Origin of the sequence: Corynebacterium haematomassiliense, assembly GCF_013978595.1 — a bacterium.
In the GTDB taxonomy this organism is placed as follows: Bacteria; Actinomycetota; Actinomycetes; order Mycobacteriales; family Mycobacteriaceae; genus Corynebacterium; species Corynebacterium lehmanniae.
Genome location: NZ_JACDTZ010000001.1, coordinates 18,376 through 35,508, shown reverse-complemented (window position 1 = coordinate 35,508; position 17,133 = coordinate 18,376). Strand labels below are relative to the sequence as shown.

Annotated in this window: 15 protein-coding genes; 3 read left to right on the top strand and 12 right to left on the bottom strand. The window is 67.6% G+C overall.

Going from position 1 to position 17,133, the window contains the following annotated elements:
* Window positions 1-21 precede the first annotated feature (21 nt).
* The 9 genes from H0193_RS00210 to H0193_RS00170 all read right to left on the bottom strand — a co-directional run bounded on the left by H0193_RS00210 (window position 22) and on the right by H0193_RS00170 (window position 9,326).
* Window positions 22-801, bottom strand: coding sequence for a putative hydro-lyase (locus H0193_RS00210; protein WP_070472785.1), 780 nt, complete (start codon window positions 799-801; stop codon window positions 22-24).
* A gap of 9 nt (window positions 802-810) precedes the next feature.
* A complete protein-coding gene (locus tag H0193_RS00205; RefSeq protein ID WP_070473064.1) occupies window positions 811-1,980 on the bottom strand; it encodes an NRAMP family divalent metal transporter in 1,170 nt (389 codons plus the stop codon).
* 198 nt (window positions 1,981-2,178) lie between these two features.
* A complete protein-coding gene (locus H0193_RS00200) occupies window positions 2,179-2,502 on the bottom strand; it encodes a putative quinol monooxygenase (RefSeq protein WP_070473066.1) in 324 nt (107 codons plus the stop codon).
* Window positions 2,503-2,512: 10 nt separating this feature from the next.
* A complete protein-coding gene (locus tag H0193_RS00195; protein ID WP_181888037.1) occupies window positions 2,513-4,303 on the bottom strand; it encodes an ABC-F family ATP-binding cassette domain-containing protein in 1,791 nt (596 codons plus the stop codon).
* 14 nt (window positions 4,304-4,317) lie between these two features.
* Complete coding sequence (locus tag H0193_RS00190) at window positions 4,318-5,418, bottom strand: exonuclease domain-containing protein (RefSeq protein ID WP_181888036.1); 1,101 nt, start codon at window positions 5,416-5,418, stop codon at window positions 4,318-4,320.
* A 41-nt stretch (window positions 5,419-5,459) separates the two neighbouring features.
* A complete protein-coding gene (locus H0193_RS00185) occupies window positions 5,460-6,407 on the bottom strand; it encodes a 4-(cytidine 5'-diphospho)-2-C-methyl-D-erythritol kinase (RefSeq protein WP_181888035.1) in 948 nt (315 codons plus the stop codon).
* Entirely contained in the window at window positions 6,397-7,251 is an 855-nt protein-coding gene (gene rsmA / locus H0193_RS00180) for a 16S rRNA (adenine(1518)-N(6)/adenine(1519)-N(6))-dimethyltransferase RsmA (protein ID WP_181888034.1), read from the bottom strand. Before rsmA ends, H0193_RS00185 begins: the two co-directional genes overlap by 11 nt.
* Window positions 7,252-8,391, bottom strand: a complete 1,140-nt coding sequence (locus H0193_RS00175; protein WP_181888033.1) for a resuscitation-promoting factor — start codon at window positions 8,389-8,391, stop codon at window positions 7,252-7,254.
* A 98-nt stretch (window positions 8,392-8,489) separates the two neighbouring features.
* On the bottom strand, window positions 8,490-9,326 hold the full coding sequence (locus H0193_RS00170) for a TatD family hydrolase (RefSeq protein ID WP_181888032.1): 837 nt from the start codon (window positions 9,324-9,326) through the stop codon (window positions 8,490-8,492).
* Window positions 9,327-9,338: 12 nt separating this feature from the next.
* On the opposite strand from H0193_RS00170, the gene H0193_RS00165 reads away from it, so the two are divergent.
* Together H0193_RS00165 and H0193_RS00160 are read left to right on the top strand one after the other, a co-directional pair.
* Window positions 9,339-9,731: a DUF3806 domain-containing protein gene (locus H0193_RS00165; RefSeq protein WP_181888031.1), complete on the top strand. Its 393-nt coding sequence runs from the start codon at window positions 9,339-9,341 to the stop codon at window positions 9,729-9,731.
* The gene (locus H0193_RS00160) at window positions 9,728-10,639 is read left to right on the top strand and encodes an alpha/beta hydrolase fold domain-containing protein (protein ID WP_202032073.1); all 912 of its coding nucleotides are present in this window, start codon (window positions 9,728-9,730) and stop codon (window positions 10,637-10,639) included. Before H0193_RS00165 ends, H0193_RS00160 begins: the two co-directional genes overlap by 4 nt.
* 7 nt (window positions 10,640-10,646) lie before the next feature.
* Here H0193_RS00160 and metG read toward each other — a convergent pair whose 3' ends face one another.
* From metG to rsmI, 3 genes are all read right to left on the bottom strand, one after another.
* The gene (gene metG / locus H0193_RS00155; protein ID WP_236883382.1) at window positions 10,647-12,491 is read right to left on the bottom strand and encodes a methionine--tRNA ligase; all 1,845 of its coding nucleotides are present in this window, start codon (window positions 12,489-12,491) and stop codon (window positions 10,647-10,649) included.
* A gap of 85 nt (window positions 12,492-12,576) precedes the next feature.
* The gene (locus H0193_RS00150; RefSeq protein ID WP_181888029.1) at window positions 12,577-14,382 is read right to left on the bottom strand and encodes a BCCT family transporter; all 1,806 of its coding nucleotides are present in this window, start codon (window positions 14,380-14,382) and stop codon (window positions 12,577-12,579) included.
* A 103-nt stretch (window positions 14,383-14,485) separates the two neighbouring features.
* On the bottom strand, window positions 14,486-15,346 hold the full coding sequence (rsmI, locus tag H0193_RS00145) for a 16S rRNA (cytidine(1402)-2'-O)-methyltransferase (RefSeq protein WP_181888028.1): 861 nt from the start codon (window positions 15,344-15,346) through the stop codon (window positions 14,486-14,488).
* Window positions 15,347-15,395: 49 nt separating this feature from the next.
* Here rsmI and H0193_RS00140 point away from each other — a divergent pair, with 49 nt between their 5' ends.
* Window positions 15,396-17,033, top strand: a complete 1,638-nt coding sequence (locus H0193_RS00140) for a dolichyl-phosphate-mannose--protein mannosyltransferase (RefSeq protein WP_181889540.1) — start codon at window positions 15,396-15,398, stop codon at window positions 17,031-17,033.
* The last annotated feature ends 100 nt before the right edge of the window (window positions 17,034-17,133 follow it).

The following is a 17,133-nucleotide window of genomic DNA, read 5'->3' as shown; positions in this document are numbered from 1 at the left end:
AGTTATTCACAGTGGCACCCTTTAGGGAACCTGGTAGGCCACATCCCGCACGTCGGTGATGAGCATCTTGCCTGGCGAATGGCAGATCGCCAGCTCCGGCTTCGAGTGCATCACGATCGACTGCGGCGTCACTCCGCACGCCCAGAACACCGGCACCCAGCCCGCGGGAATGTCCACCGCGTCACCGAAATCGGGCGCGCCCAGATCGTCGATGCCGATCAAGCCCGGCTCCCCCACATGCACCGGGGCACCATGCACTGCCGGGTAACGCGACGTGATCCTCACTGCGTCCGCCACCAGCCCCGCTGGGATGGGCCGCATGGAGACAACCATCTTCCCGCTGAACACCCCGGCCGGTTCGCAGTCGATGTTGGTCAGGTACATCGGCACGTTCACGCCCTGCTCGATGTGGGCCACCGGCACGCCGTTGTCCACCAAAGCCTGCTCGAACGTAAACGAGCAGCCAATTACAAACGCGACAGTGTCCTCGGTCCAGTAGGCGGTGGCATCCGTTGGTTCGTCGATAAGCGAGCCGTGCGAAAACACCCGGTAGGACGGAATGTCGGTGCGGATGTCGCCGCCCGCGAGCAACGGCGACGACACCTCGCCCGGCTCCAGCACCCCGAGCAGCGGGCACGGCTTCGGGTTGCGCTGCGCGAACAACAAGAAATCAAACGCGTACTTTTTATCCAGCGCGATCAGATTGGCCTGGACATAACCAGCGGAAAAGCCCGCCGTTGTCGCCACATCAGTAGTGCGAAACAACGCGCGGGCTTGCGCTGGGGTGTAGGAGGCGTACATGCCCCAAGACTACGCCCACAGCTTCGGCAGCGTGCTGATGGAGCTCCACCCCATCCACGCACACCCGATAAGCGTGATGGCGCCGAGCACGAGCATCCACATCGGCGGCTTGTACCCGCGAAGCAGATCGCGGCGGAAGAAGCCAGCATAGAGCACGACCGCGAAACCAACCGGCAGGATCAGGCCGTTGAACGCGCCGGCAAAGATCAAAAGCTTCTGCGGGGCAGAACCGACGAAGAGGAAGATCACCGTCGAGATCACGATGAAGCCGACGGTGAGCCAGCCGCGCTTCTTCGGGTCGAACCCCTGCTTGGTCAAAAACGAGATGGAAGTGAACGACGCGCCGATCACCGACGATAGGCCCGCCGCCCACAGCACCAGCCCGAACATGCGCCGGCCAGTTTCACCTGCGGCCTGGTAGAACACGTCGGCCGCGGTGTTGTCCTTGGACAGTGCCACACCGGTGGCCACGACACCGAGCACCGCGAGGAACAGCAGCACGCGCATGATGCCGGTGACGATAATGCCGGTCACGGCGGAGCGGGAGATGTAGTCCATGTTGTCGGGGCCGGTGTGGCCGGCGTCGATGAGCCTGTGCACGCCGGCGAAGACGATGTAGCCGCCGATGGAGCCGCCGATGAGTGTGGTGATGACCTTGAAGTCGACCTCGTCCGGCGCAACCGACTGTTTCACAGCCTCAGCCACCGGCGGGTTGGACGAGATGGCGACGTAGAGCATGAGCAGGATCATCAGCGCGCCAAGGATGCCGACGATGACGTCCAGTGCGGCCCCCGCACGCTTCCACAGGAACACGACAATCGCGATCACAGCGGAGATGGCACCGCCGATCTTCGGGTCAATCGCCCCGCCGCTGAGCGCCTGCACGCCGAGCCCGGTGCCGGCGATGTTGCCGATGTTGAACACGAGGCCGCCGATGCCCACGAGGATGGCCAAGAACCAGCCGAGGCCGGGCAACACAGAGTTGGCCAGTTCGCTGGCGCGCAGCCCGGACACGCCGAGGATGCGCCAGACGTTGAGCTGGATCACGATGTCTACCAGGATGGACAGCAAGATCGCGAACGCGAACGCCGCGCCCATCTGCACGGTGAAGACGGAGGTTTGGGTGAGGAAGCCGGGGCCGATGGCGGAGGTCGCCATGAGGAAGATTGCGCCGACCATGGGGCCGATGCCACGTGCCGCGGCGGGAGCCTTTTCGGGCACGTCGGCCGCGGTGGATCCGCCGTTGGCGGGTTGAGGTGCGGTCACGGGGACACCCCTTTCGATTGCGGGAAACTTATGTGACGCGCAACATCGTAAGCTATGGGTGCCCCGCGGGTCACACCTCGGGGGTAGCTTGCGCTACGTGCGCACTACCCCTTAGGAGACCCTGAACTCCGCCATTTCGTCCCACTCGGTCTTGCCCTCGATGAGGGTGTTGATGATGGTGGGGGTCTCTTTGAGGATCGTGGGGAAGAATTCCTGGGCGGCCTTGAAGTGCTCGGAGTTGACGTGGGCTTCGGCGGCGTCGTCCTGGAATGCTTCGATGAGCAGGTATTCGTCGGGGTTGTCTTCGTTGCGGTACCAGTCGAAGAAGATGTTGCCTTCTTCGGCGCGGGAGGCGTCGGTGAAGTCCTTGACCAGTTCGCGGAAGTTGTCGACGTGTTCGGGCAGGGGCTTGAATCGTACGTTGATCAAAATCATGCGCCCCACCCTAGCCTTCGAGCTGTTCGCCAAGTTCGAGCCATTCCATCTCGAGCTCCTCGCGGGTGTCCTTCACGGCGTTGAGCTCTTTGGTTTTGGCGCCGATGGCGTCGAAGTCGCCGGCCTCGGAAAGCGCGGCGATCTCCGCCTCGAGGGCTTCGGCCTGCTCGTTTTCCTTGGCGATCTTGCGCTCGAGCGCCTTCATCTTCTTCTGCAGCTCGCGCTCCTCCTGGGAGCTCATTTGCTTCTCGACGGCCTCCGGTTGCCCCTCCCCCAGATCCAGCACGCCAGCAGTGCGGGCCTCGTCGGCGCGTTGGTCCAGGTACTGCTGGATGCCGCCGGGCAGGTTGGTGAGCTTCCCGTCGCCGAACAGCGCGTAAGTGTTGTCGGCGATGCGCTCGATCAGGTAGCGGTCGTGGGAGATAACCACCAGGGTGCCGGGCCAGGAGTCGAGGAGGTTTTCCAGCTCCTGGAGGGTGTCGATGTCGAGGTCGTTGGTGGGCTCGTCGAGAAGCAAAACGTTCGGCTCGGCCATGAGCACGCGGGTCAGTTGCAGGCGGCGGCGCTCGCCGCCGGAGAGGTCGCGAACGGGGGTGCGCTGGCGCTTCGGGGAGAAGCCGAGGCGCTCGGCGAGCTGGGAGGCGGATAGTTCCTTTTTGCCGAAGCTGATGTAGGTGGCGACGTCTTCGACGGCGTCGATGACGCGGCGCTCCGGGTCGAGATCGTCGAGTTCTTGGCGCAGCCAGCCAATGCGGGTGGTCTGCCCCTCGATGCGCTTGCCGGCTGCGAGCGGGTATTCGCCGGCGAGCGTGCGCAGCAGCGTCGTTTTGCCGGAGCCGTTCACGCCGACGAGGCCGATGCGCTCGCCGGGTGCGAGGCGCCAGGTGAGGTGGTCGACGAGCGTGCGGCCGTCCGGGGCGTCGATGCGCGCGTCTTCGAGTTCGATGACCACGCGGCCTTGGCGCTGCTTCGAAAACGCCATGAGTTCGACGGTGTCGCGCGGGGGTGGGACGTCCTTGATCAGGGCTTCGGCGGCCTCGATGCGGTAGCGCGGCTTGGAGGTGCGCGCCGGCGCGCCGCGGCGCAGCCACGCCAGCTCCTTGCGGGCGAGGTTCTGGCGGCGTTGCTCAATCGCATCGGCCTGGCGAGCGCGCTCGGCGCGGGCGAAGGTCCAGTCGTTGTAGCCGCCCTCGTAGACGTCGACGGTGCCGTCGTGGACCTCCCAGGTCAGGGTGGCCACGGTGTCGAGGAACCAGCGGTCGTGGGTGACCACCACGACGGCGACTTTGCGGGCCAGCAGGTGGTCGGCGAGCCACTGCACACCTTCGACGTCGAGGTGGTTGGTCGGCTCGTCCAGCACCACCAGGTCCAAATCCTGCACGAGCGCGGCGGCGAGGTTGACGCGTCTGCGCTCGCCGCCGGAGAGCTGCCCCACCGGGGTGTCCAGGCCAAGCTCCGCCACGCCGGTGCCCTGCAGCACCTCGCGCACCCGCGCGTTGGAGGCCCATTCGAAGGTCTGCAGGCCCAGCGGCTCGACGACGGCTTGGCCGACCGTCAGAGCGTCGTCAAGCAAAAAGCGCTGCGTGACCACCGCCATGCGCAAGTCGGAGGTGTGCGAGACGCGCCCCGCGTCCGGCGGCTCGATGCCGGTGAGCACCTCCAGCAGGGTGGTTTTGCCGCCGCCGTTGACGCCGACGATGCCGATGCGCTCGCCGGTCTGCACGCCGAGCGAGACGCCGTCGAGAAGCGTTTTCAGCCCCCACGTTTTGGAGACGTTTTCCAGGTTGATCAGGTTAGCCATATCGGCTAGCCATCTTACGCAGGCAGCCACGCGTGCAGCCCTCGGCTGCGCTGCAGCTGGGCGACGATGTGGGCGCACGCCAGCGCGTCCGAATCCGCCCGGTGGTGGTTGAGCGTGAACCCGGGCGCGCAGTACTCAGCGACGGTGGGCAGCGTGTGGTCCGCAAGATGCGGCAGCAGGCGCCGGCTCAGGCGGCAGGTGCAGTAGAAGCGCTTAGGGTACGTGCCGGTGAAGTAGTAGCGGTCGAGCGCGCGCCACACCGCGGCGTCGAAGGTGGCGTTGTGCGCCCACACCGGCGCTTCGCCGACGAACTCCACGAGCCGGTCGGCGATGTCGAACCAGCTCGGCGCGTCCTCGATGTCGCCGCGCTCGATGCCGTGGATGTGGCTGAACTCGAACAGGATGTATTCCTCCGGCGGGCGCAGGTAGGTGCACAGCTGGTCCACCACTTCCCCGCCGGCGACCTTGACCAGCGCGACCTGGCACGCCGATGCGCCGGAGATGCGGTTGGCGGTTTCGAAGTCGACGGCGACGAACTCGTCTTGGAGCAGCTCGCCTATTCGCGGTATCCACTTCGCCGCCGCAACCTTCCTCGGCGCCCGAGCTTTGCCGGTGAGCTCGGCGCGCGGGGTGGCGGGCAGGCGCTTTTCCTCGGCAACCTTGGCCTGCCAGGCCGCCTTGAACGGCGCCGGATCCCGCCCCTCGCGGCGGGCGAGGTGCGCTTCGGCTCTGGCCAGCCGCTTCTCCAGGTTCGCCCGCGCGTCCGGGTGCTGGGCGGGCGGGCCGGCGGCGAGCCAGGCGCGGATAACGCCCGCCGCCTCGGCGTGCTGCCCGGGTCCGTCGTGCAGCGCGGCCACTTGCGCGACGTAGATGTCCAGCGCCCACGCATGATCCTCGCGCGCGGCGTCCTGCATGGCGAACATGAGCTCCTCGGCCAGCGCAAGCGCCGCCCGCGGCTGCCCTGCGCGCTTCAGCTTGGCCACCTTTGGCAGGTGCTCCCAAATCGGCCGACCTTTCACCGCGGGCGGGGCGGCGTCGGTCAACCCGCTCAGGCGCGCCTCCACCGTGGAGGTGTTGCCGTCGAGGTAGTTACGTGTGGCGTCGATTAAGGGCATGCGCCGCACACTACGGCCCTCCCCGACACCACCGGCCCGCGTTAGATCACGCGTTCGACTTGGGCGCCGTGGTCCGGGCCTTCGGCGACGAAGACCTCGTAGCCGTCGAAGCGTTCCGCCAGGTGCTCGGCGGCAAAGCGCGCGTCGTCGGCGTCGTCGCACAGCACGGCCACGGTGGGCCCGGAGCCGGAGACGATCGCGCGTCGGCCCGCCTCCCCGGCAACGCCAAGCACGCGCTTGAGCACCGGGCGCATCGACAGCGCCGGCGCCTCCAAATCGTTGTGCAACGCCGCCGCCACGCGCGCCACGTCGCCGGAGGTCAGCGCCTGGGACAGCTCGGTGGCGTCCATGTGCGGCAGAAGGGCGGGGTTGCCGTGGCGCAGGTCGTCGAGAAGCGCAAACGCTCCCCCGGTGTTGATGCCGATTTTGGGGTTGATGAACACCCAGTGCAGCCGGCCGCGCGAGAGCATCTCGACCAGCTTGTCGCCGCGGCCCGTGCCGAGCGCCGTGCCACCCATCAGCGAAAAGGGCACGTCCGCGCCAAGCGACGCCGCGATCTCGAGCAGTTCCTCCTCCGGCAAGGCCTCGCCGAACTCGGCCACTAGCGCGTTGGACGCCACCAGCGCGGCGGCGGCGTCGGCGGAGCCGCCCGCCATGCCGCCGGCGACGAAGACGTGCTTGTCCACCTCAATGCGCACGCGCGGCACCGCCACGCCCGCGCGCGCCACCACGGCCTCGACGGCGCGCCACGCCAGGTTGTTCGGCCCGTCGATGTCCTCGTCGGGCTCATCCACGAAGAACGTGGTACGCATGGACTCGACTGCTGGGCCGGCCACGGGGGTGCCGTCGTAAAGCAAGCGCACCACCTCGCGCCGGTCCACCGCATGAAAGACGCTGACCAGGTCGTGGTAGCCGTCCGTGCGCGCCTCGCCGACGCCGAGGTGGAGGTTCACCTTGCCCGGCGCGGAGGCGACGATCTCACGCGTCATGGCGGGCCTCCCCCAGGCGGATGAAGTCTGCGACGGTGAGCTTCTCGCCGCGCAGCCCCGGGTCGATGCCGGCGGCGCGCAGCGCGTCCTCGGCGGCCGCGGCCGAGCCGTAGATGCCCGACAGCGTGGAGCGCAGCGTCTTGCGGCGCTGGGCGAACGCGGCATCCACCAGCGGGAAGATGGTGTCGCGAAGCTCGCGCGGGGCGTCGGCAGCGACGTCGATGCGCACGAGCCCCGACTCGATGTTCGGCGCCGGCCAGAACACGTGCTTGCCTATCGTGCCGGCGCGCGAAACGTCGCCGTAGAACGCGGCCTTGACGCTGGGCACGCCGTAGATCTTCGATCCCGGCTGCGCGGCAAGGCGGTCGGCGACTTCTTTTTGCACCATCACGAGCACCCTGCGTATCGACGGCAGCTCCGCCAGCAAATGCAGCAGCACCGGAACCGAGACGTTGTAGGGCAGGTTCGCCACCAGCGCGGTCGGCGCGGCGTCGAAGTCGGCGCGGGAGGCCTTCAGCGCGTCGGTGTTGATCACGGTGAGGCGATCGGCGTAATCCGGGGCGAGCTCGCCGACGGTGTTCGGCAGGCGCCCCGCCAGGCGCGGGTCGATCTCGAGCGCGGTCACACTCGCGGCGGTGTCGATGAGCCCCAGGGTGAGCGAGCCGAGGCCCGGTCCGACCTCCACCACGTGGTCGTCTTCGCTGAGTTCCGCGGCCGCGACGATGCGGCGCACGGTGTTGGGGTCGTGCAGGAAGTTCTGCCCCAGCTTCTTCGTCGGGGTGACGTCCAGCTCGGCGGCGAGCTCGCGAATCTCGGCGGGCCCTAGAAGTTGCGCTTCCGCCATCTAGCGGATACCCAGGCTGGCGGTGCAGGCCGGCCAGGCGCCCCAGCCCTGGGAGGCCTGGACGCGCTCGGCGATGGCTATCTGCTGCTCGCGGGTGGCCAGGTGCGCGCTCGGCGCATACGCGGTGCCGCCGTGGCCCGCCCAGGTGGACGGGGTGAACTGCAGGCCGCCGGAGAAGCCGTTGCCGGTGTTGATGGCCCAGTTGCCGCCGGATTCGCACTGTGCCAGCGAATCCCACACGCTGCCGGAGGCCACTGCGGGCGCGGCCGCGCCAGTGTTGCCGGCCTGCTTCGTGCCGCGGGCGATAAGCGCCGGCTTGGCCTTCTTCACTTCCTTCTCCTCGGCCACGCCCTCGGACTCGACTTGGCCGTTGACGGTGACGGTGCGGTGGATGACCTTGGTCTCGCCCTGCTCGCCCTTCTCCCGGACCTCCTCTTCGCCCTCGTCGAGCGAGTCGTCGTCGACGTACTCCGCCGGGGCCTCAACCACGACGGTTTCTGGGCGGTCCACGGTGCTGACACGGTCGAGAACGATCTCCATGCCGGGCACGATGGCGTCGGTGAGCGCGACGTTGAGGCGGTCGTCGGTGTCGAATGTGACGCCGCGCGCGGAGAGCAGGTCGCCGACGGTTTTCGCCGCTGCCGAGACGTAGGTCAGATCCCCGCCGTCGCGCAGCGCGACGATCTTCGGGGTGGTCACGTCCAGGTTCATGCCGTGGGTGACCGGCTGGTCGCGGTCCACGTCCACCGCGGAGTGGCCGGCGACGCCAGCCTGGTCGATCAGCTCACCGACGGTGCCGGCGGTCGACGTGATCTCCTGCGCAACACCGTCGATGACCACGGCGACCGGCTTCGCGGTGCGCACGGTGACGGTGTCGCCACTGGAGAGCTTCTCGCCCGGCGCCGGGTAGACCAGGTCCTCCGGCGCGACCTCGACGCCGGCGGAGCTGAGCGCGCCCGCGACGTCCGCGGCGTAGGTGCGCACGTTGGTCTCCTCGCCGTTGACGTCGACGGTGACCTGCTTCTGGGTGGCAAGTGCCGTGCCCGCGCCGCCAACCAGGACGGCGCCGGCGACGGTGCCGGCGACAGCGCGCTTGGTGGCGGTGCTCTTCGGGTTGATCCGCTTGATCTGACGGGACATGTGTTTCCTCACGGGTCGGCTCAGCTGAAGGTGTTCAGCCAATAACCCGGGTAACGATACGGTAACGCTCGCAGGGTTTCAAGACCCGACGTGCCAGCTCACACCCCGTAGACCCGCGAGAACGTCTCTGCAATCTCACGCGCCACATCGGCCACTTCCATGCCGCGCGCTTCGGCCACAACCTTCGCCGTGTGACCGATCAGCGACGGCTCGTTTTTCGCCCCGCGGAAGGGCTCCGGCGTCATGTACGGTGCGTCCGTTTCCACCAGCAGCTGACCCGCTGGTGCCAGCGCCGCCGCCTCGCGCAACTCCTCGTTGCGCTTGAACGTCACGTTGCCAGCGAAACTGAGCACGTAGCCGCGCTCGATCGCCTCGCGCGCCACGTCCAGCGGCGAGGAGAAGCAGTGCAGGATCACGTGCTCGGGCCGTGGGGCGCTATCAAGAATGCGCAGCATCTCCGCATCTCCCTCGCGGTTGTGGATCATCAGCGCCTTGCCCGACTCGCACGCTAGGTCGATGTGCCAGCGAAACGCATCCTCCTGCACCTCCAGCGGCGCGGTGCCCTCCGCGTCGTGCTTCAGCCAGTACGTGTCGATGCCGGTCTCGCCCACCGCCACGCAACGCTCGTCTGCGGCCATCTCCGTCAGGCGGGCGCGGGCACCGTCGTCAAGCTCATGCGCCCTCGTCGGGTGGATGGCGCACGCAGCGAACACGCGCTTGTTGAAGTGGGCGGCCTGAAGCGCGAGCTCGGCCTCCTCGAGCCCGTCGCCGACGGTGCAGATGCGCTCCACCCCGGCGGCCAGGGCGCGCTCGACAAACGCGTCGACCTCTACGGCACTGCGCGCGCCGCACGACGCGAGGTGCGTGTGCGCGTCAATCAGCCCGGCAATCGGCTCGGCGGGCACGGGCGTGGGACGTGGCTTCTTTTTGCTCATACGATGCACCCTATGGCATTTGAAGACATCGACTCAGCCACCCAGACCCAAATCGAGGCCGACCTGGCCGAAGCCGCCGGCCGCGGCATCAACGGCTCGCCCGCCGACATCGCGGAGTCTTTCGAGGCCGAACTCGCGGACTACCTCGCCCTTCCCGCGGACGTGCGCCGCAGCTTCCCCCGCGGCGACACCGCGCGCCTTTTCGGCACCGCGCTCGGCCAGGCGCTCGTGCGCGAGGGGTACAAGTGGCAATTGCTTATCGACGACTACGGCACCGACCTCGTCGTCGCCAAAGACGTCGGCAGCGCCAGCGAAAAATACACCGCCCCGCTAGTTGTGGTGGACCAGCGCTTCGAGGACGAGGAACCCGGCACGCTGACCAAGTTCCTCGGGCAGTTCCTATGACTGCTCGTATGCCGGAATCGATCATGCCGCTCGTGCGGCCGGAGTTGCGCAGACGCGCGCGGCTGATCCCCCACCCGCCGGTGCAGCTGAGAGCGACGCGCTGGCTCACCAGCCACGGCCAGACGCTCTTTCCCATTCCCCGGCGCGAGGGTGTGGAGCTGATCCGGCACGGGCGCACCCTCGTCTTCCGGCCGCGCAACCCGAAGGGCGCGCTGTTGTGGCTGCACGGCGGCGGCCACATCATCGGCCACCCCGCCCAGGACGGGCCGCTGTGCGCGAACACCGCCGCCGAGGTGGGCGTGACCGTGGTGGCCCCGCGCTACCCGCTCTCGCCTGCGCACCCCTTCCCCGCCGGCCTGGATGCCGCGCTGGAGACGTGGGCGTGGATGCACACCCGCGCGGACGAGTTCGGCGAACCGTTCGCCATCGGCGGCGAAAGCGCCGGCGGCGGGTTGGCCGCCGCGGCGTGCCAGCGGCTTTACGACGAGCACGGACCGCTGCCGCGCGCCCAGTGGCTGTTCTGCCCCATGCTGGACGACCGCCCCACCGCCGACCGGAGGCGCGACCTGCCTCGGGACCGGCCCGTGGCCAACAACGCGCAGACCCGCTACGCCTGGGCGTCCTACCTGGGCCAGGCGCCCGGGTTGGAGACGGTGCCCGAGTACGCCGTCCCCGCCCGGCGCGCCGACCTGTCGGGCCTTCCCCCTGCGTGGCTGTCCACCGGCGACATCGAGCTGTTCTACGAGGAGATCTGCGCCTACACCCGGAGGCTTCGCGACGCCGGCGTGCCCGCCCAGCTCGAGATCGTCGAGGGCGCGCCGCACGCGATCGAGCTGTGGGCGTTCGACGTGCCGGTGGTCAAGGCCATGCTCGCTTCGGCCAGGGCGTGGCTCGGCGAGCAGCTGTAGCCGCGGCCTACTGCACCGGCGCCCACTCCGGGCCGGTCTCGCCGAGCTCCGGGTCCAGCTTGGCAATCAGCGGCTGCGGCTTGGACAGCTCCGTGCCCGGGGTGACGTCCACGCGCTGCCACACGGCCTGCTGCTGCGAGTAGTCGCCGGTGATGGTCAGGTAGGTCTGGCCCTTTTCCGGCAGGCCGACGCCGACGAGGTTGAACTCCTCGTCGTCCACGAACTCCTCGACGCGTGGCTCGGCGGCCCAGATGCCGGTGCGGCCCAGCGTCTCGTGGACCTTCTGCGCGGTGTGCGGCAAAAACGGGGTGAGCATGGCGTTGCAGTCGGAGACGACCTGCAGCGCGGTCCACAGCACGGTGGCCAGGCGCTCACGCTGGGTGTCGTCCTTGGCCAGCTTCCACGGCTCCTGCTCCGCGATGTAGGCGTTGGCCTCGCCGACGACGTGCATGATCTTCGTGATCGCGGACTTGAAGTGGGCCTTGCCCAGCTCCTCGCCGGCGGTGGTGAAGGTTTCGGCCGCGAGGTTCAGGATGCGCTCGTCGGACGCTTCGAGCGGGCCGGGTGCCGGGACCTGGCCGAAGTTCTTGTGCGCCATGGACACGGTGCGGTTGACCAGGTTGCCCCAGCCGTTGGCCAGCTCGTTGTTCACGCGGCGCACGAACTCGTCCCAGGTGAAGTCCGTGTCGTTGTTCTCCGGGCCGGCGACGGCGATGAAGTAGCGCAGCGGGTCCGGGCCGAACTCCGAAAGGAAGTCCTTGACGTAGATGACCACGCCCTTGGACGAGGAGAACTTGGAGCCGGACATGGTCAGGAACTCGGACGAGACGACCTCGGTGGGCAGGTTCAGCTCGCCGAGCTCGCCGGCAGCGCCGCCCTTGGCGCCCTTGCCCGCGTAGCCGAGGAGCTCCGCCGGCCAGATCTGGGAGTGGAAGGTGATGTTGTCCTTGCCCATGAAGTAGTAGCCCTCGGTGGCCGGGTCCTGCCAGAAGCCCTTCCAGGCCTCCGGGTTGCCGGAGCGGTGAGCCCACTCAATGGACGCGGACAGGTAGCCCACCACCGCGTCGAACCAGACGTAGAGCTTCTTCGACGGGTTGTCCTGCCAGTCCTCCACCGGGATCGGGATGCCCCAGTCGATGTCGCGGGTCATCGCACGCGGGCGCATGTCTTCGAGCAGGTTCAGGGAGAATTTCAGCACGTTCGGGCGCCACTCTTGGCGGGTGGAAAGCCACTGCTCCAGCGCGTCGTGCAGCGCGGGCAGGTCGAGCATGAAGTGCTCGGTCTCGATGAACTTCGGCGTCTCGCCGTTGATCTTGGACACCGGGTTGATCAGGTCCGCCGGGTCGAGCTGGTTGCCGCAGGTGTCGCACTGGTCGCCGCGGGCGTCGGTGGCGCCGCAGATCGGGCAGGTGCCCTCGATGTAGCGGTCCGGCAGCGTGCGGCCCGTCGACGGGGAGATCGCGCCCTGGGTGGTCTCGCGGATCATGTACCCGTTCTCGTTCAGCCCGCGGAACAGCTCCTGCACCACGGTGTAGTGGTTGCGGGTGGTGGTGCGGGTGAACAGGTCGTAGGACAGGCCCAGGCCCGCCAGGTCTTCGACGATCTGCTTGTTGTAGCGGTCCGCCAGCTCCTTGACGGTCACGCCTTCTTTGTCGGCCTGCACGAGCAGCGGGGTGCCGTGCTCGTCGGTGCCGGAGACCATGAGCACGTTCTTGCCGGACATTCGCTGGTAGCGGGCGAAGACGTCGGAGGGCACGCCGAAGCCTGCGACGTGGCCGATATGGCGCGGGCCGTTGGCGTACGGCCACGCAACGCACACAAGAACGTTGTTGTTGGTCTCGGAAGAAGTCATGGCTCTCAGCATAAGTTATGCCCCGCCTAAGCACTGCACTGCTCGAGCGGGGCACAACCGAAGGTGCGTCGTCAAGCAAACGCCCCTAGTGGGAACGCGGTTTGAGCATCCCCTTGACCTGCGCCTTGCGGGCTTCCAGCTGCTGCTGGTCGCGGTGCATGCGACGCTCGATGGCCAGCTGGCGGGCGAAGCGCTCCTGTTCCTTCTTGTCCAGGTAGATCGTGTCGTTGGACATGTCCTTGACAATCGCGAACATCAGAGCGATCAGGATGAACAGGAACGGCGTGGCGGCCACGATGGTCACGGACTGCAGCGAGTTCAGCGCGTCCGAGCCGCCGGAGATCAGCAGCGTCAGGCCGACGAACGCGGTGGCCAGGCCCCACATTGCGGCGAGCCACGGCTTCGCCTCGGTCTTGCCGGACTGGGTCATGGACGCCATCACCGTCGACGCGGAGTCCGCGGAGGTGATGAAGAAGGTGCCCAGAAGGATCAGGGCGAACACGCCCATGACGTAGCCGCCCGGCAGGGCGTGCAGCAGGTTGAACAGCTGCTCCTCGTTGGAGCCGTCGCCGACGATGGACTCGCCAGCCTGCTCCATCTTGATGGCCGTGCCGCCGAAGATGGCGAACCACACGGTGGACAGGCCAGCCGGAACCAGCATCACGCCGAGGCAGAACTCGCGCACGGTGCGGCCGCGGGAAATGCGCGCCAGGAAGGTGCCCACGAACGGGGACCAGGAGATCCACCATGCCCAGTAGAAGATGGTCCAGCCGGAGAGGAACTCGCCGGCCTGGCCGTCGGAGCTCTCGGCGGTGCGGGCGGCCATTTCGAAGAAGTTCTGCAGGTAGCTGCCCACGGCGGTCGGCAGCATGTTCAGCTGCGCGACGGTCGGGCCGAAGACGAACACGAAGATCGCCAGGATCGCGGCGACGACCATGTTCGCGTTGGACAGCCACTGGATGCCCTTGGACACGCCCGACATCGCCGACAGCAGGAATGCCAGGGTGAGCACAGCCACGATGCCGATGATCAGCTTGGTGGACGGGTTGTCCACGAAGCCGGAGGCCTCCAGGCCGGAGCTGATCTGCAGCGCGCCCAGGCCCAGGGAGCAGGCGGTGCCGAAGATGGTGGCGAACACGGCGAAGGCGTCGATGAGCTTGCCCGGCCAGCCGTTGGCAGCTTTCTCACCAATTAGCGGGATGAACGCGCTGGACAGCAGCTGCTTGCGGCCGAGGCGGAACGTCGAGTACGCGATAGCCAGGCCGATGATGGCGTAGACGGCCCACGGGTGCAGCGTCCAGTGGAACATGGTCTGCGCCATCGCGGTGCCGACCTCGTGCTCGTCGTGGCCCGGCACGCCGTCGAGGTACATCGCCAGCGGCTCAGCCGCGCCGTAGAACATCAGGCCGATGCCCATGCCGGCGGCGAACATCATGGCGATCCACGAGGTTGTTTTGAACTCGGGGCGCTCGTCGGCGGTGCCGAGGCGGATGGTGCCGAAGTTCGACAAGGCGATCACGATGACGAAGGCGACGAAGATGGTGCCGCCGAGGACGAAGGCCCAGCCGAGGTTGTCGATGACCCAGCCGAACGCGGCGTCCGCAAAGTTAGAGAAGTTGTCGGGGGCAGCCAGGCCCCAGCCGACAATTGCCGCGACAACCACCGCGAGAGGAATGACGATGCCCCAGTTGATCGGGGCGTCTTCTGCGTCGGCTTGGCTCTCGACGCGTTCCTCAGGGTCGGTGTAGTTGGGTTGCACGCCGTCGCGGTCGGCGCGCAGCAGCGCGGCGATTTCGCCGACTGCGGAAGTGTCTTCAGTCTTAATGGGATCCGTACTCCGCGGCTCCACGTCGGGATCGTGGGGATCCCTTTGGAGATCACGCTGAGACATAGAGTTCTCCTCGCAAATTTTCAGGGTTTTACTAGAACCCAAGCAGGCTAGCGCAGATCACACCATTGTGCTAGCCCGCGCGGGGAACTTTTGCTTATCGACGTCAGCTTCGCGCATCCAACGCGGCATCGTAGAGGTCTCCGACCTTCACTCCGTGCTGCTTCGCCACCTGTTTCGCGGCGTCTTTCATGCGCTGGCCGCCGTCGACCAGCTCCAGCACCAGACCGACTAAGTCCTCGGGTTCGGCCTGCTGCCCGGTGCCGCCTTCGATCACCAGCGTGATCTCCCCTCGCACGCCGCCGGCCGCCCACTCGGCGAGCTCCCCCAGCGTGCCGCGCTTGACCTCCTCGTAGGTTTTGGTCAGCTCGCGGCACACGGCAGCACGGCGTTCGGCGCCGAGGACGTCCGCGGCGTCGGCAAGCAACTGCTCGATGCGGTGCGGCGACTCGAAGCAGCACACCGCGCGGCGCTCATGCACGAGTGTTTCCAGCCACGCCCGGCGCGCGCCGGCCTTGCGGGGCGCGAAACCGTCAAAGATGAAGTGGCCCACGTTGAGCCCGGACAGCGCCAGCGCCGTGGTCACCGCGGACGGGCCCGGGATGCAGGTGACCGGGATGCCGGCGTCGTGGGCGGCGGCGACGATGGAGTGGCCGGGGTCGGACACCAGCGGCATGCCGGCGTCGGTGACGACGAGTACGGTGCCGGCGCGTGCGGCGTCGAGAAGCTCCCGCGCCCGGGATTCCTCGTTGTGGTCGAAGTTGGACACCACGCGGCCGGTGATTTCCACGCCGAGCGCTGCGGCAAGGGCGCGCGTGCGCCGGGTGTCCTCCGCTGCGATCACATCCGCCGTGGCGAGCGCCTGCGCAAGCCGGGGCGAGGCGTCCGCGACGTTGCCGAGCGGGGTGGCCGCGAGTACAACTCCGGCCGGGAGGTTCTGAGTCAGGTTGTCTTGCTCGGCGGACATACCTCGGGAGCATACGCGTAAGGCGCTAATATCTTCCGTCGTGACCACTATCGCGAGCACCCCGAACCCCGCCGGACCGCCACCTAGCGCCGACGCAACGGCGCCAGAGACGACGCGTTCCCTGCGGCCCGCCCAGCCTGCGCCCGAGGCACCCGTGACGGTGCCGTGGACGCGCCGCGACACCATCGCCGCCTCCGTCATCGGTGTGCTGGCGCTGCTCACCAGGTTCATCGGCCTGGTGCAGCCGACCAGCTCCGGCACCCCCGTCTTCGACGAGAAGCACTACGTCCCGCAAGCCTGGGACATGGTGGAAAGCTGGTTCAACCCGGTCTTAGGCGGCATCGAGTCCAACCCCGGCTACGGCCTGGTCGTTCACCCGCCGCTGGGCAAGCAGCTACTCGCGCTCGGCGAGATCATCTTTGGCTACTCCCCGCTGGGCTGGCGTCTGATGACCGGCCTGTTCGGTACCGCCGTGATCGTGTTCGTGTTCCTGCTCGCGCGGCGCGTGAGCCAGTCCACCAACATCGCGATCCTCGCGGGCATCATCGCGCTTTTCGACGGCGTCCTGCTCGTCTCCGCCAAATTCGGCATGCTCGACGTCTTCCAGGTGCTGTTCGTGGTGATGGCGGCGTGGACGCTGGCCGGCGACATGCGCCAGGTGCACCACCGCTGGCACGACGCGTGGCTGGCCGGCAAGCTCGAGGGCACCGGCCCCTTCGGCCCGCGCATGGGGTTCCGTTGGTGGCGCTTCGCCACCGGCGTGCTGCTCGGCCTGACGCTGTCCGTGAAGTGGAACGGCCTGTACTACATCATGTTCTTCGGCCTACTGTCGTCGTTCTGGGACCTGTTCCTGCGCCGCCGCTACGGCGTGGAGAAGCCGATTTCGGGCACCCTGCTTCGCGACGTCCCGTCGGCGCTCGCCTCCATCGTGCTCATCCCCGCCGTGCTGTACCTGTGGTCCTGGCGCGCCTGGTTCGCCTCCGAGACCTCCGTGTACCGTCACTCGCTTTCCGACGGCACCATCGCCGGCTCCGACTGGCCCTGGCTGGCTAACCTGCCCGAGCCGATCGCCGGCTGGTTCTACTACCACTTCTCGGTGCTGAACTTCCACGCCTCGCTGACGTCGTCCTCCGGCCACTCCCACCCCTGGGACTCCAAGCCATGGGCCTGGTTGGTCTCGGCACGTCCGATCCTGTACTACTCCGCCACCGACCTTGAATGCTCCATCGCATCCGGCGACGGCAAGTGCCGCGAGATGATCTACATGTTCGGCACCCCCGCCATCTGGTGGCTGACCGTGCCGGTGCTGCTGTGGGCGTGCTGGGTGTGGCTGACCCGCAAGGACTTCCGCGTCATCGTGCCGGTGATCGCGTTTGCCGCTGGCTTCCTGCCGTGGCTGGCTGCTTTCGACCGCCAGATGTACTTCTTCTACGCCACCGCCCTGGTGCCGTTCACCGCGGTGCTGCTGGCCTTGGCGTTAGGCAACCTGGCCAAGAAGGGCGGGGCTGTGACGTGGTCCTGGGTGAACAAGGTCGCGGGCTTCGAGCTGCGCTGGGGCCAGCTCGCCGCCGTGGTCTACATCGCGCTGGTGGTGGCCAGCTTCATCTACTGGTCGCCCATCTTCTACGGCTTCAAGATCCCGGACACCTGGTACGAGTCCATCATGTGGCTACCCAGCTGGAAGTAGCCCGGCTAGTTGGAAACCTGGCCCAGTTTTCGGCACCGGCGTCGTTCCCCCGGGGCCCGCGCCTGACACTTTCTGGCGGAATCTGTCAGGCGACGCGCTC

Coding starts and splice junctions, on each gene's coding strand:
- H0193_RS00190 (WP_181888036.1), bottom strand. CDS start 5,418: ATGCCCTTAATCGACGCCACACGTAACTACCTCGACGGCAACACCTCC.
- rsmI (WP_181888028.1), bottom strand. CDS start 15,346: ATGTCCGCCGAGCAAGACAACCTGACTCAGAACCTCCCGGCCGGAGTT.
- H0193_RS00170 (WP_181888032.1), bottom strand. CDS start 9,326: ATGAGCAAAAAGAAGCCACGTCCCACGCCCGTGCCCGCCGAGCCGATT.
- H0193_RS00200 (WP_070473066.1), bottom strand. CDS start 2,502: ATGATTTTGATCAACGTACGATTCAAGCCCCTGCCCGAACACGTCGAC.
- H0193_RS00195 (WP_181888037.1), bottom strand. CDS start 4,303: ATGGCTAACCTGATCAACCTGGAAAACGTCTCCAAAACGTGGGGGCTG.
- H0193_RS00210 (WP_070472785.1), bottom strand. CDS start 801: ATGTACGCCTCCTACACCCCAGCGCAAGCCCGCGCGTTGTTTCGCACT.
- H0193_RS00160 (WP_202032073.1), top strand. CDS start 9,728: ATGACTGCTCGTATGCCGGAATCGATCATGCCGCTCGTGCGGCCGGAG.
- H0193_RS00150 (WP_181888029.1), bottom strand. CDS start 14,382: ATGTCTCAGCGTGATCTCCAAAGGGATCCCCACGATCCCGACGTGGAG.
- rsmA (WP_181888034.1), bottom strand. CDS start 7,251: ATGGCGGAAGCGCAACTTCTAGGGCCCGCCGAGATTCGCGAGCTCGCC.
- H0193_RS00185 (WP_181888035.1), bottom strand. CDS start 6,407: ATGACGCGTGAGATCGTCGCCTCCGCGCCGGGCAAGGTGAACCTCCAC.
- H0193_RS00205 (WP_070473064.1), bottom strand. CDS start 1,980: ATGGTCGGCGCAATCTTCCTCATGGCGACCTCCGCCATCGGCCCCGGC.
- H0193_RS00175 (WP_181888033.1), bottom strand. CDS start 8,391: ATGTCCCGTCAGATCAAGCGGATCAACCCGAAGAGCACCGCCACCAAG.
- metG (WP_236883382.1), bottom strand. CDS start 12,491: ATGACTTCTTCCGAGACCAACAACAACGTTCTTGTGTGCGTTGCGTGG.
- H0193_RS00165 (WP_181888031.1), top strand. CDS start 9,339: ATGGCATTTGAAGACATCGACTCAGCCACCCAGACCCAAATCGAGGCC.